This window comes from Mesorhizobium silamurunense (genome assembly GCF_014843905.1).
Taxonomy (GTDB): domain Bacteria; phylum Pseudomonadota; class Alphaproteobacteria; order Rhizobiales; family Rhizobiaceae; genus Mesorhizobium; species Mesorhizobium silamurunense.
Genome location: NZ_LPVS01000029.1, coordinates 1 through 20,700, shown reverse-complemented (window position 1 = coordinate 20,700; position 20,700 = coordinate 1). Strand labels below are relative to the sequence as shown.

The 20,700-nt window shown below is 63.7% G+C and carries 17 protein-coding genes, 1 tRNA gene and 1 pseudogene; 17 read left to right on the top strand and 2 right to left on the bottom strand.

The window, feature by feature from the left end; translation table 11 throughout:
• Positions 1–46 precede the first annotated feature (46 nt).
• The 16 genes from nuoG (at position 47) to AU465_RS07300 (ending at position 18,905) form a co-directional block, all read left to right on the top strand.
• The gene (gene nuoG, locus AU465_RS07375; protein WP_192245407.1) at positions 47–2,128 is read left to right on the top strand and encodes an NADH-quinone oxidoreductase subunit NuoG; all 2,082 of its coding nucleotides are present in this window, start codon (positions 47–49) and stop codon (positions 2,126–2,128) included.
• Between the two features lie 2 nt (positions 2,129–2,130).
• Complete coding sequence (nuoH, locus tag AU465_RS07370) at positions 2,131–3,174, top strand: NADH-quinone oxidoreductase subunit NuoH (RefSeq protein WP_192245405.1); 1,044 nt, start codon at positions 2,131–2,133, stop codon at positions 3,172–3,174.
• A complete protein-coding gene (gene nuoI, locus AU465_RS07365) occupies positions 3,174–3,665 on the top strand; it encodes an NADH-quinone oxidoreductase subunit NuoI (RefSeq protein WP_059185258.1) in 492 nt (163 codons plus the stop codon). The genes nuoH and nuoI overlap by 1 nt, the downstream gene beginning before the upstream one ends.
• A gap of 237 nt (positions 3,666–3,902) precedes the next feature.
• Entirely contained in the window at positions 3,903–4,523 is a 621-nt protein-coding gene (locus tag AU465_RS07360) for an NADH-quinone oxidoreductase subunit J (protein WP_192245401.1), read from the top strand.
• A 1-nt stretch (position 4,524) separates the two neighbouring features.
• Positions 4,525–4,833, top strand: coding sequence for an NADH-quinone oxidoreductase subunit NuoK (gene nuoK, locus AU465_RS07355; RefSeq protein WP_066998791.1), 309 nt, complete (start codon positions 4,525–4,527; stop codon positions 4,831–4,833).
• A 10-nt stretch (positions 4,834–4,843) separates the two neighbouring features.
• Positions 4,844–6,817 (top strand): NADH-quinone oxidoreductase subunit L, encoded by a 1,974-nt coding sequence (gene nuoL, locus AU465_RS07350; protein WP_192245399.1) that lies wholly within the window; start codon positions 4,844–4,846, stop codon positions 6,815–6,817.
• Positions 6,817–8,322, top strand: coding sequence for an NADH-quinone oxidoreductase subunit M (locus tag AU465_RS07345; RefSeq protein WP_192245397.1), 1,506 nt, complete (start codon positions 6,817–6,819; stop codon positions 8,320–8,322). Before nuoL ends, AU465_RS07345 begins: the two co-directional genes overlap by 1 nt.
• A gap of 13 nt (positions 8,323–8,335) precedes the next feature.
• The gene (nuoN, locus tag AU465_RS07340) at positions 8,336–9,772 is read left to right on the top strand and encodes an NADH-quinone oxidoreductase subunit NuoN (protein WP_192245395.1); all 1,437 of its coding nucleotides are present in this window, start codon (positions 8,336–8,338) and stop codon (positions 9,770–9,772) included.
• A gap of 4 nt (positions 9,773–9,776) precedes the next feature.
• Positions 9,777–10,598 carry a biotin--[acetyl-CoA-carboxylase] ligase gene (locus AU465_RS07335; RefSeq protein WP_192245393.1) on the top strand — a complete coding sequence of 274 codons (822 nt, stop codon included), beginning with the start codon at positions 9,777–9,779 and terminating at the stop codon, positions 10,596–10,598.
• 48 nt (positions 10,599–10,646) lie between these two features.
• Entirely contained in the window at positions 10,647–12,317 is a 1,671-nt protein-coding gene (locus AU465_RS07330; protein ID WP_192245391.1) for a ribonuclease J, read from the top strand.
• 93 nt (positions 12,318–12,410) lie between these two features.
• Positions 12,411–12,818, top strand: coding sequence for a methylmalonyl-CoA epimerase (mce, locus tag AU465_RS07325; protein ID WP_192245389.1), 408 nt, complete (start codon positions 12,411–12,413; stop codon positions 12,816–12,818).
• Positions 12,815–13,099 (top strand): DUF1467 family protein, encoded by a 285-nt coding sequence (locus AU465_RS07320; protein ID WP_192245387.1) that lies wholly within the window; start codon positions 12,815–12,817, stop codon positions 13,097–13,099. Before mce ends, AU465_RS07320 begins: the two co-directional genes overlap by 4 nt.
• A 574-nt stretch (positions 13,100–13,673) precedes the next feature.
• Positions 13,674–14,999 carry a proline--tRNA ligase gene (gene proS / locus AU465_RS07315; RefSeq protein WP_192245385.1) on the top strand — a complete coding sequence of 442 codons (1,326 nt, stop codon included), beginning with the start codon at positions 13,674–13,676 and terminating at the stop codon, positions 14,997–14,999.
• Entirely contained in the window at positions 14,999–16,282 is a 1,284-nt protein-coding gene (locus AU465_RS07310; RefSeq protein ID WP_192245383.1) for a lipoprotein-releasing ABC transporter permease subunit, read from the top strand. Before proS ends, AU465_RS07310 begins: the two co-directional genes overlap by 1 nt.
• On the top strand, positions 16,279–16,962 hold the full coding sequence (locus tag AU465_RS07305; protein ID WP_192245380.1) for an ABC transporter ATP-binding protein: 684 nt from the start codon (positions 16,279–16,281) through the stop codon (positions 16,960–16,962). The genes AU465_RS07310 and AU465_RS07305 overlap by 4 nt, the downstream gene beginning before the upstream one ends.
• A gap of 692 nt (positions 16,963–17,654) precedes the next feature.
• A complete protein-coding gene (locus AU465_RS07300; protein WP_192245378.1) occupies positions 17,655–18,905 on the top strand; it encodes an SRPBCC family protein in 1,251 nt (416 codons plus the stop codon).
• A gap of 10 nt (positions 18,906–18,915) precedes the next feature.
• On the opposite strand, the gene lipB is transcribed toward AU465_RS07300, so the two are convergent.
• Entirely contained in the window at positions 18,916–19,659 is a 744-nt protein-coding gene (gene lipB / locus AU465_RS07295; RefSeq protein WP_192245376.1) for a lipoyl(octanoyl) transferase LipB, read from the bottom strand.
• A 327-nt stretch (positions 19,660–19,986) separates the two neighbouring features.
• On the opposite strand from lipB, the gene AU465_RS07290 reads away from it, so the two are divergent.
• Positions 19,987–20,071, top strand: a tRNA-Leu gene (locus tag AU465_RS07290).
• A 160-nt stretch (positions 20,072–20,231) separates the two neighbouring features.
• Here the strand turns inward: AU465_RS07290 and AU465_RS07285 are convergent.
• Positions 20,232–20,700 (bottom strand): annotated as a pseudogene (locus AU465_RS07285) (succinate--CoA ligase subunit alpha); the annotation flags it as partial.

The window sequence follows — 20,700 nt, the reverse complement described above, 5'->3', positions numbered from 1 at the left end:
CGCCCGGAAAGATGGATTGCGGGAAATCCGCGAGGGTTTGAGGCGAATGGCAAAGCTTAAGGTCGACGGGAAAGAGATCACGGTACCCGACCATTACACGCTGCTGCAGGCGGCCGAGGACGCCGGCGCGGAAGTGCCGCGCTTCTGCTTCCATGAGCGGCTGTCCATCGCCGGCAACTGCCGCATGTGCCTGATCGAGGTGAAGGGCGGCCCGCCCAAGCCGCAGGCTTCCTGCGCCATGGGCGTGCGCGACCTGCGCCCCGGCCCGAACGGCGAGCCGCCGGAGATCTTCACCAACACGCCGATGGTCAAGAAGGCCCGCGAAGGCGTGATGGAGTTCCTGCTGATCAACCATCCGCTCGACTGCCCGATCTGCGACCAGGGCGGCGAATGCGACCTGCAGGATCAAGCGATGGCCTTCGGCGTCGACTCCTCGCGCTATCACGAGAACAAGCGCGCGGTCGAAGACAAGTATATCGGCCCGCTGGTGAAGACGGTGATGAACCGCTGCATCCACTGCACGCGCTGCGTCCGCTTCACCACCGAAGTTGCCGGCATTTCCGAGCTCGGCCTGATCGGCCGCGGCGAGGACGCCGAGATCACCACCTATCTCGAACAGGCGATGACGTCGGAGCTCCAGGGCAACGTCATCGACCTTTGCCCGGTCGGCGCGCTGACCTCCAAGCCGTTCGCCTTCCAAGCGCGGCCGTGGGAACTCACCAAGACGGAATCGATCGACGTCATGGACGCCGTCGGCTCGGCGATCCGCGTCGATTCCAGAGGCCGCGAGGTGATGCGCATCCTGCCGCGCGTCAACGAAGCGGTGAACGAGGAGTGGATTTCCGACAAGACCCGCTTCATCTGGGACGGTCTGCGCACGCAGCGCCTCGATCGCCCCTATGTGCGCAAGAACGGCAAGCTCGTTTCGGCAAGCTGGACGGAAGCCTTCGCGGCGATCAAGGACGAGGTGGGCAAGACGGCACCCGAGCGCATCGGCGCCATCGCCGGCGATCTCGCCGCGGTCGAGGAGATTTACGCGCTCAAGCTTTTGATGGCAGCGCTCGGCTCGAAGAACATCGACTGCCGCCAGGACGGCGCCGCGCTCGATCCGTCACTCGGCCGCGCCAGCTACATCTTCAATCCGACCATCGAAGGTATCGAGCAGGCCGACGCGGTGCTGATCATCGGCGCCAATCCGCGCTTCGAGGCCTCGGTGCTCAACGCCCGCATCCGCAAGCGCTGGCGCGTCGGCAACCTGCCGGTCGGCGTCATCGGCGAGATCGGCGACACGCGCTATGACTACGAGCTCATCGGCGCCGGCCCGGAATCTCTGAAGGACCTTGCTGACGGCAACGGCAAGTTCTTCGAGGTGCTGAAGAAGGCGACGCATCCGCTGATCATCGTCGGCCAGGGCGCGCTGGCGCGCCCGGATGGCACGGCGGTGCTCGGCCAGGCGGCCAAGCTCGCGGTAGTCGTCGATGCCGTCACGGCCGACTGGAACGGTTTTGCCGTGCTCCACAATGCTGCAGCCAGAGTCGGCGGCCTCGATGTCGGCTTTGTGCCGGGCGAGGGCGGCAAGAACGTCGCCGGCATGCTCGGCGAGACGGATCTGCTGTTCCTGCTCGGCGCCGACGAGATCGACATGGCCAGGACCGGCGGCGCCTTCGTCGTCTATATCGGCACGCATGGCGATGCCGGCGCGCATCGCGCCAACGTCATTCTGCCGGCTGCGGCCTACACCGAAAAGTCCGGCACCTATGTCAACACCGAGGGTCGCGTGCAGCAGACCAACCGCGCCGGCTTCGCGCCGGGTGAGGCGCGCGAGGACTGGGCGATCCTGCGGGCGCTTTCGGATGTTCTCGGCAAGAAGCTGCCGTTCGATTCGCTGGCGCAACTGCGCACCAAGCTGTATGGCGAACATCCGCATCTCGCCCGCATCGACCAGGTCCTGGCCGGCAGCGCCGACGACATAGCCAAGGCGGCGAAGCTCGGCGGCCGGCTGAACAAGGGCACTTTCACCTCGCCAGTGAAGGACTTCTATCTGACCAACCCGATCGCGCGGGCGTCGGCCGTGATGGCCGAATGCTCGGCGCTGGCCAAGAGCGGCTTCAAGCAGGCGGCGGAATAAGCATGGACACCTTTTTCTCCTTCTACGTGCTGCCGGCGCTCCTGATCCTGTTGAAGTCAGTCGTGCTGATCGTCGTTCTTTTGATCTTCGTCGCCTATGTGCTCTATGCCGACCGCAAGATCTGGGCGGCGGTGCAACTGCGCCGCGGCCCGAACGTCGTTGGCCCCTGGGGCACGCTGCAGGCCTTCGCCGACCTTTTGAAATTCGTCTTCAAGGAGCCGGTGATCCCGTCCGGCGCCAACAAGGGCGTTTTCCTGCTGGCGCCGCTGGTCTCGGCGGTGCTGGCAATCTCGGCCTGGGCGGTCATTCCGGTCAATGAAGGCTGGGCGATCGCCAACATCAATGTCGGCATCCTCTATGTCTTCGCCATCTCCTCGCTCGAGGTCTATGGCGTGATCATGGGCGGCTGGGCATCCAACTCGAAATATCCGTTCCTCGGCGCGTTGCGCTCGGCCGCGCAGATGGTGTCCTACGAAGTCTCGATCGGCTTCGTCATCGTCACCGTGCTGCTCACCGTCGGCTCGCTCAACCTCTCCGACATCGTGCTTGCGCAGCAGGATGGCCTGGGCACGCGGCTCGGCCTGCCCAACACCTTCCTCGACTGGCACTGGCTGTCGCTGTTCCCGATGTTCATCGTGTTCTTCATCTCGGCGCTGGCGGAGACGAACCGTCCGCCGTTCGATCTGGTGGAGGCGGAATCGGAACTCGTCGCCGGCCACATGGTTGAATATTCGTCGACGCCGTTCCTGCTCTTCTTCCTCGGCGAGTATGTCGCCGTCGTGCTGATGTGCGCGTTGGCCACCATCCTCTTCCTTGGCGGCTGGCTGCCACCGTTCGACTTCGCGCCCTTCACCTGGGTGCCGGGCCTGATCTGGTTCGTGCTCAAGGTCTGCCTGGTGTTCTTCATGTTCTCGATGGTGAAGGCGTTCGTGCCGCGCTACCGCTACGACCAGCTGATGCGGCTGGGCTGGAAGGTGTTCCTGCCGATCTCGCTGTTCATGGTCGTTGCCACCGCGGCCTTCCTCAAGATCACGGGGTTTGCGTGATGTCCGCTCTTGCCCAGGCCGCAAAGGCCTTGCTGCTCAAGGATTTCGTCAGCGCCTTCTTCCTGTCGATGCGCCAGTTCTTCGCGCCGAAGGAGACGATCAACTATCCGCATGAGAAGGGGCCGACCAGCCCGCGCTTCCGGGGCGAGCATGCGCTGCGCCGCTATCCGAACGGCGAGGAGCGCTGCATCGCATGCAAGCTTTGCGAAGCGATCTGTCCGGCACAGGCGATCACCATCGAAGCCGGTCCGCGCCGCAACGACGGCACGCGGCGCACTGTGCGCTACGACATCGACATGGTGAAGTGCATCTATTGCGGCTTCTGCCAGGAAGCCTGCCCGGTCGACGCCATCGTCGAGGGGCCGAATTTCGAATTCGCGACCGAGACGCGCGAGGAGCTTTACTACAACAAGGAAAAGCTGCTCGCGAACGGCGATCGCTGGGAGCGGGAACTGGCGCGCAACATCGCGCTGGACGCGCCCTATCGCTGACATTGACGCATGGACGGGGCGCAAGGGCCTCGTCCAGGGGATGATCCCGAAAAGTTGCGGACTTTTCGAACCAGATCATCCTCCGGAATGAAAGAGTCGCGCATGTTTCTTCGATCGGGTCTTTGAACCCGATCGGAACATGCGCTAGGAACACGCGGCTTTGGTACCGGAGGCGGGACGAAGCCAGAGACAACGGGGACGACGAATGTCCGATCCGACAGGAACCCGGGGGAACCCATGCTGAGTGGATTAGAGGCGGCTTTCTTCTACCTCTTCGCCTTTATCGCCGTGGCGTCGGCCTTCATGGTCATTTCGTCGCGCAACCCCGTGCATTCCGTGCTGTTCCTGATCCTCACCTTCTTCAACGCCGCCGGCCTGTTCATGCTGACCGGCGCCGAGTTCCTGGCGATGATCCTGCTCGTCGTCTATGTCGGCGCGGTGATGGTGCTGTTCCTGTTCGTCGTCATGATGCTCGACGTCGACTTCGCCGAAATGAAGCAGGGCGCGCTGCAATATGCGCCGATCGGCGCGCTGGTCGGGCTGATCCTGGCGGCGGAGCTGATCATCGTGCTCGGCGGCTACAACTTCGCGCCGCAGCTAGCCTCCACGGTGGCGAAGCAGACGCCGGATCTCGCCACGCGCTCCAACACCGCTGCGCTCGGCGACATCCTCTACACGGACTACCTCTACTACTTCCAGATCGCCGGCCTCGTGCTCCTGGTCGCCATGATCGGCGCCATCGTGCTGACGCTGCGCCACAAGGAAGGCGTCAAGCGGCAGTCGATCGCCGCCCAGGTCGGCCGCACGCCGGCGACGGGCATGGAAATCCGCAAGGTCAAGTCGGGCGAGGGTATCTGAGATGGTCGTCGGCATCGCGCATTATCTGACCGTATCGGCGATCCTGTTCACGCTTGGCGTGTTCGGCATCTTTTTGAACCGCCGCAACATCATCGTCATCCTGATGTCGATCGAGCTGATCCTGCTCGCGGTCAACATCAACTTCGTCGCCTTCTCGGCGGCGCTGCATGACCTCGTCGGACAGGTTTTCGCCCTGTTCGTGCTGACGGTCGCCGCGGCGGAGGCCGCGATCGGTCTTGCCATTCTTGTCGTCTTCTTCCGCAACCGCGGCTCGATCGCGGTCGAAGACGTGAACCAGATGAAGGGTTGACGGAACAACCATGTACCAGGCCATCGTCTTCCTTCCGCTGCTCGGCTTCCTGATTGTCGGCCTGTTCGGCAATTCGCTCGGCGCCAAGGCGTCCGAATACATCACATCCGGCTTCCTGGTGATCTCGGCGGTGCTGTCGTGGATCGTCTTCTTCACGGTAGGCTTCGGCCATGGCGAGGTGTTTACCGTGCCGGTGCTGCGCTGGATCCAGGCCGGCGGGCTCGACGCCGCCTGGGCGCTCAGGATCGATACTCTCACGGTCGTGATGCTGGTTGTCGTCAACACCGTGTCGGCGCTGGTCCATATCTATTCGATCGGCTACATGCACCACGATCCGGACCGGCCGCGCTTCTTCGCCTATCTGTCGCTGTTCACCTTCGCGATGCTGATGCTGGTGACGGCGGACAACCTGGTGCAGATGTTCTTCGGCTGGGAAGGCGTCGGCCTCGCCTCCTACCTGCTGATCGGTTTCTGGTACAAGAAGCCGTCCGCCAATGCCGCTGCAATCAAAGCCTTCATCGTCAACCGTGTCGGCGACTTCGGCTTCGCGCTCGGCATCTTCGGCGTCTTCGTGCTGTTCGGCTCGGTCAATCTCGGCACTGTCTTTGCCAACGCCGCCTCCTTCCTTCCGGCCGAAGGCGCGCCTGAGGGGGCAGCCGTGCTTACCTTCCTTGGGTATGCGCTAGACAAGCATACGGCGCTGACGGTGGTCTGCCTGCTGCTCTTCATGGGCGCCATGGGCAAGTCGGCGCAGGTGCCGCTGCACACCTGGCTGCCCGACGCCATGGAAGGCCCGACGCCGGTCTCGGCGCTGATCCATGCCGCCACCATGGTGACGGCCGGCGTCTTCATGCTGGCGAGGCTCTCGCCGCTGTTCGAGCTGTCGCATTCGGCGCTCACCGTCGTCGTCTTCATCGGCGCCTTCACCGCCTTCTTCGCGGCGACCGTCGGCCTGGTCCAGAACGACATCAAGCGCGTCATCGCCTATTCGACCTGCTCGCAGCTCGGCTACATGTTCGTGGCGCTCGGCGTCGGCGCCTATGGCGCGGCGATCTTCCACCTGTTCACGCACGCTTTCTTCAAGGCGCTGCTTTTCCTCGGCTCCGGCTCGGTCATCCACGCCGTTTCCGACGAGCAGGACATGCGCAACATGGGCGGCTTGAGGACGCTTATCCCCAAGACCTACTGGATGATGGTGATCGGCACGCTGGCGCTGACCGGCGTCGGCATCCCGGCGACGGTGATCGGCACCGCCGGCTTCTTCTCCAAGGACGCCATCATCGAAGCATCCTTTGCCAGCCACAACGCGGTCGCGGCCTTCGCCTTCGTGCTGCTGGTCATCGCCGCCTGCTTCACCAGCTTCTATTCCTGGCGGCTGATCTTCATGACCTTCCACGGCGAGCCGCGCGCCAGCCACGAGGTCATGCATCACGTGCATGAATCGCCGCCGGTGATGCTGGTGCCGCTCTACGTGCTGGCGGCCGGCGCGCTGTTTGCCGGCATCATCTTCCACGGCGCTTTCATCGGCGAGGGCTATGCCGAGTTCTGGAAGGCATCACTGTTCACGCTGCCGGAAAACCATATCCTGCATGAGATCCATGAATTGCCGCTTTGGGTCGAACTGGCGCCGTTCATCGCCATGGTCATCGGCTTTGCGATCGCCTGGAAGTTCTACATCCGCTCGCCGGAACTGCCCCGGAGCGTCGCTGCCAACCATCGCCTGCTCTACGGCTTCCTGCTCAACAAGTGGTATTTCGACGAGCTCTACGACTTCCTGTTCGTCCGGCCGGCGAAGCGCCTCGGCCGGTTCCTGTGGAAGACCGGTGACGGCACCATTATCGACGGGCTCGGCCCCGACGGCATCTCGGCGCGGGTCGTCGACGTCACCAACCGTGTCGTCAAGCTGCAGACCGGTTATCTCTACCACTATGCCTTCGCCATGCTGATCGGCGTGGCCGCTCTCGTCACCTGGATGATGCTCTGATGACCGACTGGCCAATCCTCTCGCTGGTCACCTTCCTGCCGCTGGTTGGTGTTCTCTTAATTCTGCCGATCAGCGACGACAGCGAAAACGCGCGCCGCAACATCCGCTCGATCGCTTTCATCACGACGGCGTTCACCTTCGTGGTGTCGCTGTTCATCTGGAAGGGCTTCGACAATTCGCTGGCCGGGTTCCAGTTCGTCGAGAAGCACGCCTGGCTGGATTCAGGCATCTCCTACCATATGGGCGTCGACGGCATCTCGATGCTGTTCGTCATCCTGACCACCTTCCTGATGCCGCTCTGCATCCTGGCCTCGTGGGACGCGATCGAGAAGCGGGTGAAGGCCTATATGGTCGCCTTCCTGATCCTCGAGACGCTGATGATCGGCGTGTTCTGCGCGCTCGACATCGTGCTCTTCTACGTCTTCTTCGAGGGCGGCCTGATCCCGATGTTCATCATCATCGGCGTTTGGGGCGGCAAGCGGCGCGTCTATGCCTCGTTCAAATTCTTCCTCTATACGCTCGCCGGCTCGGTGCTGATGCTGCTCGCCATCATGGCGATGTTCTTCCAGTCCGGCACCACCGACATCACCACGCTCTTGACGCACAACTTCCCGGCCAACATGCAGACCTGGCTGTGGCTCGCCTTCTTCGCCTCCTTCGCGGTGAAGATGCCGATGTGGCCGGTGCACACCTGGCTGCCCGATGCCCACGTCGAGGCGCCGACGGCGGGCTCAGTCATCCTGGCCGCCATCCTCCTGAAAATGGGCGGATACGGCTTCCTGCGCTTCTCGCTGCCGATGTTCCCGCTGGCGTCCGAGATGTTCGCGCCGCTGATCTTCACGCTCTCCGTCGTCGCCATCATCTACACCTCGCTGGTGGCGCTGATGCAGGAGGACATGAAGAAGCTGATCGCCTATTCGTCGGTCGCCCATATGGGCTTCGTCACAATGGGCATCTTTGCGATGAACCAGGAGGGCGTGCAGGGCGCGATGTTCCAGATGCTCAGCCACGGCCTCGTCTCCGGCGCGCTGTTCCTGTGCGTCGGCGTCATCTACGACCGCATGCATACGCGCGAGATCGACGCCTATGGCGGGCTGGTCAACAACATGCCGAAATACGCCACCGCGTTCATGATCTTCACCATGGCCAATGTCGGCCTGCCGGGCACCAGCGGCTTCGTAGGCGAGTTCCTGACCATGCTCGGCGTGTTCCGGGTCAATACCTGGGTGGCGTTCTTCGCCGCCACCGGCGTCATCCTATCGGCGGCTTACGCGCTCTGGCTCTACCGCCGCGTGATCTTCGGCGCGCTGACCAAGGAAAGCCTGAAGAACCTGCTCGATCTCTCGACGCGCGAGAAGGTCATAATCTACCCGCTGGTGGCGCTGGTCATCTTCTTCGGCGTCTATCCGGCGCCGGTCTTCGACGCCACGACGCAGTCGGTCAAGGCGCTCGTCACCAACGTCACCGCATCCATCAATTCCGCGCAGACCGCGGCGGCGAACTGACTGGGGAAACACCATGACGCCGGACCTTCTCTCCAGCCTTTCGCTCTCGACGCCGGAGCTGATCCTCGCCATCGGCGCGTTGGCGCTTCTGATGGTGGGTGCCTATTCGCGCTCCAACAACACGATGACGGTGACCGGCCTTGCGGTCGCGGTGCTTGTCGTCGCCGGTCTTTGGCTGGCTTTCTCCGGAGGCGAGGGGACCGCCTATGGCAGCGCCTTCGTCCAGGATTCCTTCGGCCGCTTCATGAAGATGCTGGCGCTGATCGGCTCGGCGGTGACGCTCGTCATGTCGATGCGCTTTGCGAGGCAGGAGCACTTCGACAAGTTCGAATATCCGGTACTGATCGTGCTCTGCACGCTCGGCATGATGCTGATGATCTCGGCCAACGGCATGATCGGGCTCTATCTCGGCCTCGAGCTGCAGTCGCTGGCGATCTATGTGCTGGCGGCGATCAACCGCGACAATCTCCGCTCGACCGAAGCGGGCCTGAAATACTTCGTCCTCGGCGCGCTGTCCTCGGGCATGCTGCTCTATGGCATCAGCCTAGTCTACGGTTACACCGGCAATACCGGTTTCCACGAGATCGCGACGGCGCTCGGCAGCGGCGAGCGGCAGCTCGGCCTGGTCTTCGGCCTGGTCTTCGTGCTTGCCGGCCTCGCCTTCAAGATTTCCGCGGTGCCGTTCCACATGTGGACGCCGGACGTCTATGAAGGCGCGCCGACGCCGATCACCGCCTTCCTGGCCGCGGCGCCGAAGATGGCGGCGATGGCGCTGATCGTGCGCGTCACCATGGGCGCCTTCAAGCCGATCGCCGCCGACTGGCAGCAGATCGTCGTCTTCATCTCGATCGCCTCGATGGCGCTCGGCGCCTTCGCCGCCATCGGCCAGACCAACATCAAGCGGCTGATGGCCTATTCCTCGATCGGCCATATGGGCTACGCTCTGGTCGGCCTTGCCGCCAACAGCCAGGCCGGCGTGCGTGGTGTCGTCATCTACATGCTGATCTATCTGGTGATGACGCTCGGCACCTTCGCCTTCATCCTCGCCATGCGGCGCAAGGAGGGCAATGTCGGGCAGATCGGCGATCTCGCCGGCTTGGCCTCGACCAACCCGATCATGGCCACCATCCTCACCATCCTGATGTTCTCGCTGGCCGGCATTCCGCCGCTCGCGGGCTTCTGGGGGAAGTGGTACGTATTCCTGGCCGCCATCAACGCGCATCTCTATGCGCTGGCGATCATCGGCGTGCTGGCCTCGGTGGTAGGCGCCTACTATTACCTGCGCATCATCAAGATCATGTGGTTCGACGAGCCTGTCGGCGGCTTCGTGCCGATGGCCAGCGAGCTGCGCCTCGTGCTCGGCGTCAGCGGCGCCTTCGTGCTGTTCTACGTGCTGATCGGCGGACCGATCGGCACCTATGCCGAAGCCGCGGCCAAGACCTTCTTCTGACGGGATGGCATTTCGGCTGGCTCCAACCGCGGCGTCGGAGGGGTTCCGGCTCGAGGCGCATGACAGCGTCGGCTCGACCAACGCGCTGGCGCTGGAGCACGCGCGCGCAGGCGATCCCGGCAAGCTCTGGGTCGTCTCGAAGAAGCAGGAAAGCGGGCGCGGGCGGCGCGGCCGCGCCTGGGCGACGCCCGAAGGCAATCTGGCGGCGACGCTGCTTCTGGTTCCGGGCGGCGAGCTCAGGCTTGCCGCGACGCTCGGCTTCGTCGCCGGGCTGGCGCTCGCCGACGCGCTGGACGCCGTCGTCCCGCAAGGCCGGATCGTCGTTGCCCTGGACGGCGCCAGCGAAGGCCGCAATCGCTTCGAGCTGAAATGGCCGAACGACGTGCTCGCCTCAGGCGCCAAGCTTGCCGGCATCCTGCTGGAGTCGGCGATGCTCGAAGGCGGCCGCTTTGCCGTCGCCGTCGGCATCGGCGTCAATGTGGTGGCTTATCCTGAGGATCTGCCCTATCCGGCGACATCGCTGCAGGCGCTGGGCGCCAATTGCGATGCCGAAACGCTGTTCCTGGCGCTTTCGGACGCCTGGAGCGAGAACTTCAGATTGTGGGACGACGGGCGCGGGCTTTCCGCCATCAGGAAGCGCTGGCTGGCGCGCGCGGCCGGGCTCGGCGGCGAGGTTGCTGTCAGAATTGACGGCAATGTGGTGCGCGGTGTCTTCGAGACCATTGACGAGGACTGCCGTTTTGTGATCCGCGACGATGACGGATCGGTTTTGACGATCGCGGCCGGCGACGTGCATTTCGGCGCGGTCGCATCGGCCCGTCCTTGACACTTGATTTGATTGGCTTGGCCTGAGCGGCCAGGAAGGAAAGAATTCATGGCGGATAGAGAAAACGCCGAACTCGTGTTCGCGCCGCTCGGCGGCGTCGGCGAGATCGGCATGAACTTCGCCCTCTATGGCTACGGGCCGGCCGACGCGCGCGAGTGGATTATCGTCGATGTCGGCGTCACCTTTCCCGATACCGCGCATCCGGGTGTCGATCTCATCTTGCCCGAAACGCGCTTCATCGAGGAGAACCTCGACGGCCTGCGCGGCATCGTCATCACCCATGCGCATGAGGACCACTACGGCGCGCTGCTCGACATCTGGCCGAAGCTCAAAGCGCCTGTCTGGATGACGCCCTTCACCGCCGGCCTGCTCGAGGCCAAGCGGCAGGGTGAGCGGAATGCGCCGAAAATCCCAGCATCGATCTATCGGGCGGGCGAGAAGTTCACCGTCGGACCGTTCGAGATCGAGGCCATCCCCGTCGCGCACTCGATCCCTGAGCCGATGTCGCTGGCGATCACCACGCCCGCCGGCACGGTGATCCACACCGGCGACTGGAAGATCGATCCGGCGCCGACGATCGGGCCGAAGACCGACGAGGCGCGCTTCCGCGCCTATGGCGACAAGGGCGTGCTGGCGCTGATCTGCGATTCCACCAATGCGCTGAGGGAAGGCGAGTCGCCGTCGGAAGTGGCGGTCGGCGAGGGCCTCAAGGGGGTCATCGAGAAGGCCAAGGGCCGCGTCGCGGTCACCACCTTCTCCTCCAATGTCGGGCGCATCGTCTCGATCGCCAGGGCGGCGCGCGACGCCGGCCGGCAATGCCTGGTGCTCGGCCGCTCGCTGAAGCGCGTCATCGATGTCGCGACCGAGCTTGGCTACATGGACGGCCTGCCGGAATTCATCGCCGAGGAGGATTACGGCTTCATCCCGCGCGAAAACCTGGTGATCATCTGCACCGGCAGCCAGGGCGAACCGCTGGCGGCACTGGCGAAGCTTTCGCGGGACGAGATGAAGTCGGTGGCGCTGACGGCCGGCGACACGGTGGTGTTTTCCTCGCGCACCATTCCCGGCAACGAGAAGGCGATCCTCGAGGTCAAGAACCGGCTGATCGACCTCGGCATGAAGATCATCGAGGACGGCGATGCGCTGGTGCACGTCTCCGGCCATCCGCGCCGCAGCGAATTGCGCAAGATGTATGAATGGGTGCGGCCGCAGATCGGCGTGCCGGTGCATGGCGAAGCGGCGCATCTGGTGGCGCAGGGCTCGCTGATGTCTATGTCGGGCATCGGCCAGGTGGCACAGGTGCGCGACGGCGATATGCTCAGACTCTGGCCCGGTCCCGCCACGATCATCGACCAGGTGCCGTTCGGCCGCCTCTACAAGGATGGCCTGCTGATCGGGACCGACCAGGCGATGGGCATACGCGACCGCCGCAAGCTTTCGTTTGCCGGGCATGTCGCGGTCAATGTCGTGCTCGACGACAAATACGAGTTGGCCGGCGACCCTGATCTGGTGGCTATCGGCGTTGCCGAGGCCGATGCCAGCGGCGAGACGCTGGAAGACCTGATGCTCGATGCGGCAATCGGCGCGGTGGACTCCATCCCCCGCCAGCGCCGAAAAGACCTCGACCTGGTGCAGGAGGCCGTGCGCCGCGCCGTGCGCGGCGCCGCCAACGAAGCCTGGGGCAAGAAGCCGCTGGTGACGGTATTCGTGACTAGGTAGTGAATGGTGAATGGTGAATAGTATTTGGTATCTGCACTGCTCGAGTTTGGGCTTACCATTCACTATTCACCATTTACCACGACGGAGCCTTCCATGCTCGGACGCCTGAACCATGTCGCGCTTGCCGTGCCGGACCTGGCCGCGGCGACCGCGGCCTATCGCGATACGCTGGGCGCCGCCCAGGTGAGCGAACCGCAGGCGCTGCCGGAGCATGGCGTGAACGTCGTCTTCGTCGATGTCGGCAACACCAAGATCGAATTGCTGGAACCGCTGGGCGAGGCTTCGCCCATTGCTGCCTTCCTGGAGAAGAACCCGTCAGGCGGCATGCATCACGTCTGCTATGAGGTCGACGATATTCTGGCCGCGCGCGATCATCTCAAGGCGAGCGGCGCGCGTGTGCTTGGCGACGGCAATCCGAAGACCGGCGCGCATGGCAAGCCGGTGTTGTTCCTGCACCCGAAGGATTTCTTCGGCACGCTGGTGGAACTGGAGCAGGCATGAACTGGGTTTCCTTCGTAGCGCTGTTCTTCGTCACATGGTGGCTGGTGTTGTTTGCCGTGCTGCCGTTCAGCCTGCGCACGCAGGACGAGGACAAGGACGTGACGCTGGGCACGGTTTCGAGCGCGCCACGTGGGCCGCATATGCTGCGCGCGGCGATCCGCACGACGATCGTGACTGCAGTCGTGATCGGCATTTTCTACGGGCTGACGAGGGGGCTCGGCTTTGGCTTCGACGACATCCCGCACATCGTGCCGGACTTTAGTCATACTGAGGGCAGCTAAGGTCCTATACAGTTTCGCAAGTATTGACCAGCCGGTGCCCGCTTTGGTTGAAGGCGGAAGCGGGCTTCCGATTTCAATGGCTGACGCAACGTAATGCTGTTTGGCAGCTTGTCGTGCTAAGCAGATGATTGCACAAAAAAAATGCAAGGCACGAGGCCTTGCAATTTAAACGCGTCCGATCCGTTTCCGGTGTCCGGCGGCAGCGAGTTACCGCGCCTAGATCGCATCCTCCCAAGACTTTGACCGCGTAGGAGAGCAGATTTTTCTCCGCCCTCTCGGTTATCGGCGCACACTAGACCAAGGCAGGTGAAAATGTCACGAAGAATTTTGCCTCCAAACGGGCAATATCGTGCTGCACTGCACAATAGTGGGGCAAGGCTTGCTTGTGAATCGATCAAATAGCCGGATGAGGCACTTTGGCGGCCAAACAGCCTTTTTGATTATGCGCAGAACGCGCCAACACTTTGGCGCGCTCGGGTTTCCATTCTGTCATGAAATGGCTATGAAGCCCGGGCAAGCAGCCTCGGTTGCGCCGATTCCCCGCGCCGCCATTTTTTCATTCACGGACCAGTCCATGCGTTTGTCGCGCTACTTCCTGCCCATTCTCAAAGAAAACCCCCGCGAGGCCGAAATCGTCTCGCATCGGCTGATGCTGCGTGCCGGCATGATCCGCCAGCAGGGGCAGGGCAGCTTTTCCTGGCTGCCGCTCGGCAAGCGGGTGCTGGACAAGGTCTGCCAGATCATCCGCGAGGAGCAGAACCGGGCAGGCGCGCTGGAAATCCTGATGCCGACCATCCAGTCGGCGGACCTGTGGCGCGAGAGCGGCCGTTACAACGACTACGGCAAGGAGATGCTGCGCATCAAGGACCGGCAGGACCGCGATATGCTCTACGGCCCGACCAACGAGGAAATGGTCACCGAGATCTTCCGCGCCTACGTCAAGTCCTACAAGGACCTGCCGCTCAATCTCTACCACATCCAGTGGAAGTTCCGCGACGAGGTGCGTCCCCGCTTCGGTGTCATGCGCTCGCGCGAGTTCCTGATGAAGGACGCTTACTCCTTCGACCTCGATTTTGAAGGCGCCAGAGCCGCCTATAACCGCATGTTCGTCTCCTATCTCAGGACGTTCACGCGCATGGGCCTGCAGGCCATTCCGATGCGCGCCGACACCGGCCCCATCGGCGGCGACCTCAGCCATGAGTTCATCATCCTGGCCGACACCGGCGAGAGCCAGGTGTTCTGCGACCGCGCCTATCTGTCGCTCGAGGTGCCTGGAGCGGACACGAATTTTGCCGACGATACCGAGATCGGCGGCATCGTGAAGAAATGGACGACGCCTTACGCCGCCACCGACGAGATGCATGACGAAGCAGCCTGGGAGAAGGTCTCCGAAGGCGACAGGCTTTCGGCGCGCGGCATCGAGGTCGGCCACATCTTCCACTTCGGCGAGAAATATTCGAAGCCGATGAATGCCAAGGTCACCGGGCCCGACGGCAAGGACCATTTCGCTTCGGGCGGCTCCTACGGCATCGGCCCGTCGCGGCTTGTCGCGGCGATCATCGAGGCGAGTCACGACGAGAACGGCATCATCTGGCCGGAAGCGGTGGCGCCGTTCGATATCGGCCTGATCAATATGAAGGCGGGCGACGCCGAATGCGATCGCGTCTGCGACGAGCTCTACGCGGCGTTGACTTCGGCCGGCAAGGACGTGCTCTATGACGACACCGACCAGCGGCCGGGCGGCAAGTTCGCGACCGCCGATCTGATCGGCCTGCCCTGGCAGGTGATCGTCGGCCCGCGCGGCGTGGCCGCAGGCGAGGTCGAGATCAAGAACCGCCGGACCGGCGAGCGCGAGACCCTGCCGATCGCGGAAGCCAAGAAACGCCTGGGTATCGCCTGATGAACGAGGCGGCTGCAGCTCGATCGCCGGCAGGCGCCTTTTCAGGCTTCGAGCGCATGGTGGCGTGGCGCTATCTGCGTTCGCGCCGCAAGGAGACGGTGATCTCCGTCATCGCCTCGATCTCCTTCCTCGGCATCATGCTGGGCGTCGCGACGCTGATCGTCGTCATGGCGGTGATGAACGGTTTTCGCGCCGAATTGCTTACCCGCATCCTCGGCGTCAACGGCCATCTGATCGTGCAGCCGCTGGATTCGCCGCTGGAGGACTATGCGCAGGTGGCGAGCCGCATCAACGGTGTTTCCGGCGTCAAATACGCCATCCCTCTGATCGACGGGCAAGTGCTGGCGCAAGGCAATGTCGGCGGCGGCACCGGCGCGCTGGTGCGCGGCATTCGCGCGGAAGACCTCAACAAGATCTCGATCGTGTCCAACAACATCAAGCAGGGCACGCTTGACGGCTTCGACGCCGGCGAGGGCGTGGCGATCGGTAAGCGCATGGCCGAGAATCTAGGCCTGGTGCTCGGCGACACCATCACGCTGATTTCGCCCGAAGGCGACGTCACGCCGCTAGGCACCACGCCGCGCATGAAGGGCTACAAGGTGGCGGCGATCTTCGAGGTCGGCATGTCGGAATATGACAGCTCGATCGTCTACATGCCGTTCTCGGAAGCGCAGCTCTACTTCAACATGGACGGGCGGGCGCAGACCATCGAGATCTATGTCGACAATCCCGACAATGTCGATGCGTTGAAGCCGTTGGTCGAGCGGGCGGCGCAGCGGCCGATCGATCTCGTCGACTGGCGCCAGCGCAACGAGACCTTCTTCTCGGCGCTTCAGGTCGAGCGCAACGTGATGTTCATGATCCTGACGCTGATCGTGCTGGTGGCGGCGCTCAACATCATTTCCGGCCTGATCATGCTGGTGAAGGACAAGGGCCACGACATCGCCATCCTGCGCACCATGGGCGCTTCGCGCGGGGCGATCCTGCGCATCTTCCTGATGACCGGGGCCGCGATCGGCGTGACCGGCACGATAGCCGGCGTGTTGCTCGGCGTCGTCATCTGCCTCAACATCGAATCGATCCGCCAGTTCTTCTCCTGGATGACCGGCAGGATACTGTTCAATCCCGAGCTTTATTTCCTCAGCCAGCTGCCGGCGAAAATGGACCCGCGCGAGACCACCTATGTCGTCATCATGGCGCTCAGCCTGTCCTTCCTCGCCACGGTGTTTCCGGCATGGCGGGCAGCGCGGCTCGATCCGGTCGAAGCCTTGAGGTACGAGTGATGGCCGAAGCCATTATCGAGCTGAAGGGCGTCGAGCGGCACTATGTCCAGGGGCCGCGCAAGCTGACCATTCTGAACGGCGCCGATTTCTCGCTGCGGCGCGGCGAGATGGTGGCGCTGGTGGCGCCTTCGGGCACCGGCAAGTCGACCTTGCTGCATACGGCGGGATTGCTCGAGCGGCCTGACGCGGGGGATGTGATCCTCAGCGGCCGCGCCTGCGGCCGGCTCTCCGACGACGAACGCACCGCGATCCGCCGTAACGATGTCGGCTTCGTCTATCAGTTCCATCACCTGCTGCCTGAGTTCTCGGCGCTCGAGAACATCATGATGCCGCAGCTGATCAAGGGGCTCGGCCGCAAAGAGGCGTCCGAGCGGGCGGCACAACTGCTGGATTACATGCAGATCGGCAAGCGCGCGCAGCACCGGCCGTCCGAGCTCTCCGGCGGCGAGCAGCAGCGTGTCGCCATAGCCCGCGCCGTCGCCAATGCGCCGCTGGTGCTTCTGGCCGACGAGCCGACCGGCAATCTCGATCCGGCGACCGCTTCGTATGTTTTCGACGCACTGGAGGCGCTGGTCCGGCAATCGGGGCTTGCGGCGCTGATCGCCACCCACAATCACGAGCTGGCCGCCCGCATGGACCGGCGGGTGACGCTGGCCGAGGGTAAGGTGGTGCCGCTCTAACCGTGTCGAGGCGCAGGTTGTCGGGGTGTACCGGTTGAGCCGCCTTCTTTCAGACGGCAGTGTTGCCCCTGATCCGCCTGCCGGCACCTTCTCCCGTATAGTGACGGGGAGAAGGAAGGTAGCCGCGGCCTCGGCGCCTATCCTGCAATGTTGGCGATTGGCGAAGCCGGCGATGAGAGCGGGTTGTGTGCGTCAAGTTCTGCAAATTCGCTGAGAGAGGGCGGTCATGGCAGGCTGGGACAGCGCAGACGCCCGAAAGGAATTCAAAACCTGAAGCGATTGCCTCGCGGCAGAGGCACCTGTCTTAAGTTCCAGTTAGTTCCCCAGCCGTGCATCTCGTCCCGTCAACCGTTCCTTAACCGTGCCCAAACGGACCGCCCGGATTCGCCCGGCGCGTCGCTTCCTGATCGTTGACATTCGAACAAAATTAGAACAAATTGAGAACATACTAACAACAGGAGAGAGTTATGGCCGATCTGGTTCAGGATGTCGTCTCGCTGGTTTGCATGAGCACTTTCCTCATTTCCATGGCGATCTGGATTGGCGCCATGTGATCGGGCGGCTTTGCCGCCGCTGTTCGGGCGGGCAAGGGCCCGCCCATTGTTTGAGACGGGCAAGAGCCCGCCCATTGTTAAGTCTTTCTTGGCCGCGCCGCCGCTAGGCTGCTCCTTCAAGACGGGGAGCCAAAGGCAGTGTCGGTCATCGCCACGGTCACTCTCGTGGCCGGAAATCTCGGACTGATCTTCTTGCTGATGACCGTGCCGCTCGGGTTGCGCACGGTTACAGTCAGCCGCGTGGTAGAGGCCGATCGGAAACGCCTCTGGCAGGCGCTTTGGCCGTTCGGCAGCGATGCCGGCTGGTCGGGCGAAATCCTCTCGGCCGAAACGCTGGACGGCAAGGGGACGGCGCTGATCAAACTGTCCTGGGAGGGACGGGACGGCCGGCCGATCGAACGCAAGGCGCGGTTCGACGATGTGGTGGAAGGCAGCCGCTTCTCGATGCGCGTCATCGACGATACGGCGCTCGATCCATCCTTCTGGGCCGACTATCGCGAAACCACCGAGCTCGCGCCCGAAGGCGGTGCGACGCGGGTCACACTGACGCAGACCGACCGCTATCGCGGCGTCGCCTTCCTGATCTTCCGTTACTTTGCCATGCGCCGCGAACTCGCCAAGCTTAAGGTCTGGGCGAGGACCGGCAAGTATCGCAAGGGCGGCTGGTTCGAGCATCCGGTGAGCCAGATCGGCTTCGCCGTGCTTTCGGCCCTTATCCTGTGGCCGTTCTTCGGCCTCAGTCCCGGCGGGCTGGCGCTCGCCGCGATCCTGACCTCGGTTGTGGCCCTGCACGAGCTTGGCCACATGGCGGCGTTCCGCCTGACGGGGCATCGGCGGGCGCGCATGATCTTCATCCCGCTGCTCGGCGGCATCGCCATGGGCGGCAGGCCCTATGACAGCCGCTTCGAAGTCGCTTTCGTGGCGCTGATGGGGGCCGGCTTCTCCGCCTTCCTGGTGCCTCTGCTGATCGCTGCCAGCAGCCTTGCCGGAAGCGAAGGGCATCGCCTGGCGGCATTGCTGCTGGCAACGCTTGCCGGCTGCGCGTCGCTGTTCAACATCGCCAATCTGGTGCCGGTGTGGAAGTTCGACGGCGGCCAGGTGCTGCGCCAGATCTGCCCGGGGCCCATCGCGCTCGCGCTGGCCTCCTTCCTGTTGCTGTCCGCCCTGCTGGCGCTCGGCTGGCGCGCCGGTTTCCCGTCCAGCTTCCTGCTTGTCGCCGGCGCGGTGTTCTCGATCCTCAGCCTGCTTACCGTGGGAAGCGGCGTGAAGCCGCGCCATGAGCTGAAGCCGATCCGAACCTTCGACCGCTTGGTCTTGGCCGGCGCGCTGCTCGCGGTCTTTGCCATTCACGGCTATGGGGTGCTCTGGGCCTCCGCGCAGCTGATGTAGCCGTGGTGGGTCAGCCTGCCTTTCGGGCCGGCTCGGCGACTGGCACCGCGGCAGGCCCGAATACGCCTTCGAAGGCGGATTTCAGCGCGAGGTCGAGGTCGGCCATGGTGACGGGCAGGCCGAGGTCGACGAGGCTGGTGACGCCATGGTCGGCGATGCCGCAGGGCACAATGCCGCTGAAATGGCCGAGGTTCGGCTCGACATTGATAGCGATGCCATGAAAACTCACCCAACGCCTCAGCCTGATGCCGATGGCGGCGATCTTGTCCTCGGCGGGCGAGCCGTCCGGCAGGGCAGGGCGATCCGGCCGCACAACCCAGACGCCGACGCGGTCCTCGCGCCGTTCGCCGCGCACATTGAAGGCGGCAAGTGTTGTGATGATCCATTCCTCGAGCGCGGCGACGAAGGCACGGACATCCTCACGCCGTCGCCTGAGGTCGAGCATGACATAGGCCACGCGCTGTCCCGGACCGTGATAGGTGTATTCGCCGCCGCGGCCCGCGGCAAAGACGGGAAAACGGTCGGGCTCGATCAGGTCCTCGATGCGCGCGCTGGTGCCCGCCGTGTAGAGCGGCGGATGCTCGACCAGCCAGACCATCTCGTCGGCGGCGCCGCTGCGGATCGCCTCGGCGCGCGCTTCCATGAAGGCAAGGGCGTCCGGATAGGAATTGAGGCCGGGTTCGATCACCCATTCGACCGGCGCCGAACCGGGAAGGGGCAGGAACGACGTGGCGATCTGGCTGCGTTCTGTCATGGCGCGTCTCTTCTGAGGCGCGCCGTGATCGGACGAATCCTGGCGGGCTCAGATGTGTGTTTGTACCCCAAAAATCCGTCAGCGGCTTCAGGCGGCATGCGATTGCCCTTCATATGGCGGCAATCGGCAAAAACGTCCAGTTCCGCGGGCTCGCGGCGAGGCTGTGGAGCATTGTGCCAGCAGCTTTATCTGATGCATGTCGTTCTCCCAAAACCGCTACGCACTTTTGGGCGACATGCATTAGCGAATATTCCGCACGGCGCACTTGTTTCGCCGGAAACGATTTGCTACAGGCCCCGGGCCGGACGGTTCCGGCTCCTACCACGTGCGGTCGTGGCGGAATTGGTAGACGCGCAGCGTTGAGGTCGCTGTGGGGCAACCCGTGGAAGTTCGAGTCTTCTCGACCGCACCAAAACTCCCCTGACAGATCGCTTTAGTCAACTGACGGGACGCGCAGCTCGTCGTTGTGCGGCCGGCAATGCGATATCGCTCGCAACGGATGAACGAAAACGGCGGCGGGTCATGCAAGACCCCGCCGCCGGTTCCGATTCCGTCAATCGTCTGATCGCTGGTCAGGCAGCCTTCTTCGTGCGCGCTAGCGTGTCGGCCACGACTTCGCCGAAGGACGCAGGTGTCGGCACGATGACCACCCCTGCCTCCTTCAGGATTTCGACCTTTTCCTGCGCCGACTCGCCGAAGGCCGAGATGATCGCGCCGGCGTGGCCCATGCGGCGGCCCTTCGGCGCGGAGAGCCCGGCGATGTAGGCAATCAGCGGCTTGCGCATATTGTCGCGCGCCCAGATCGCGGCTTCGGCTTCCTGCGGGCCGCCGATCTCGCCGATCATCACCACGGCGTCGGTTTCGTCGTCCTGCTCGAACAGTTTCAGAATGTCCTTGAAGGAGGAGCCGTTGATCGGGTCGCCGCCGATGCCGACGCTGGTCGACACGCCGATGCCCAACGCCTTCATCTGCGAGGCCGCCTCGTAGCCCAGCGTGCCGGAGCGGCCGACGATGCCGACGCGGCCTGGCAGATAGATGCTG

Bases quoted from the DNA above. Each gene is read 5' to 3' on its own strand.
- AU465_RS07335 (WP_192245393.1), top strand. From the start codon at position 9,777: ATGGCATTTCGGCTGGCTCCAACCGCGGCGTCGGAGGGGTTCCGGCTC.
- nuoH (WP_192245405.1), top strand. From the start codon at position 2,131: ATGGACACCTTTTTCTCCTTCTACGTGCTGCCGGCGCTCCTGATCCTG.
- nuoI (WP_059185258.1), top strand. From the start codon at position 3,174: ATGTCCGCTCTTGCCCAGGCCGCAAAGGCCTTGCTGCTCAAGGATTTC.
- lipB (WP_192245376.1), bottom strand. From the start codon at position 19,659: ATGACAGAACGCAGCCAGATCGCCACGTCGTTCCTGCCCCTTCCCGGT.
- AU465_RS07345 (WP_192245397.1), top strand. From the start codon at position 6,817: ATGACCGACTGGCCAATCCTCTCGCTGGTCACCTTCCTGCCGCTGGTT.
- proS (WP_192245385.1), top strand. From the start codon at position 13,674: ATGCGTTTGTCGCGCTACTTCCTGCCCATTCTCAAAGAAAACCCCCGC.
- nuoG (WP_192245407.1), top strand. From the start codon at position 47: ATGGCAAAGCTTAAGGTCGACGGGAAAGAGATCACGGTACCCGACCAT.
- AU465_RS07320 (WP_192245387.1), top strand. From the start codon at position 12,815: ATGAACTGGGTTTCCTTCGTAGCGCTGTTCTTCGTCACATGGTGGCTG.
- nuoN (WP_192245395.1), top strand. From the start codon at position 8,336: ATGACGCCGGACCTTCTCTCCAGCCTTTCGCTCTCGACGCCGGAGCTG.
- AU465_RS07360 (WP_192245401.1), top strand. From the start codon at position 3,903: ATGCTGAGTGGATTAGAGGCGGCTTTCTTCTACCTCTTCGCCTTTATC.
- AU465_RS07310 (WP_192245383.1), top strand. From the start codon at position 14,999: ATGAACGAGGCGGCTGCAGCTCGATCGCCGGCAGGCGCCTTTTCAGGC.
- nuoK (WP_066998791.1), top strand. From the start codon at position 4,525: ATGGTCGTCGGCATCGCGCATTATCTGACCGTATCGGCGATCCTGTTC.
- nuoL (WP_192245399.1), top strand. From the start codon at position 4,844: ATGTACCAGGCCATCGTCTTCCTTCCGCTGCTCGGCTTCCTGATTGTC.
- mce (WP_192245389.1), top strand. From the start codon at position 12,411: ATGCTCGGACGCCTGAACCATGTCGCGCTTGCCGTGCCGGACCTGGCC.
- AU465_RS07330 (WP_192245391.1), top strand. From the start codon at position 10,647: ATGGCGGATAGAGAAAACGCCGAACTCGTGTTCGCGCCGCTCGGCGGC.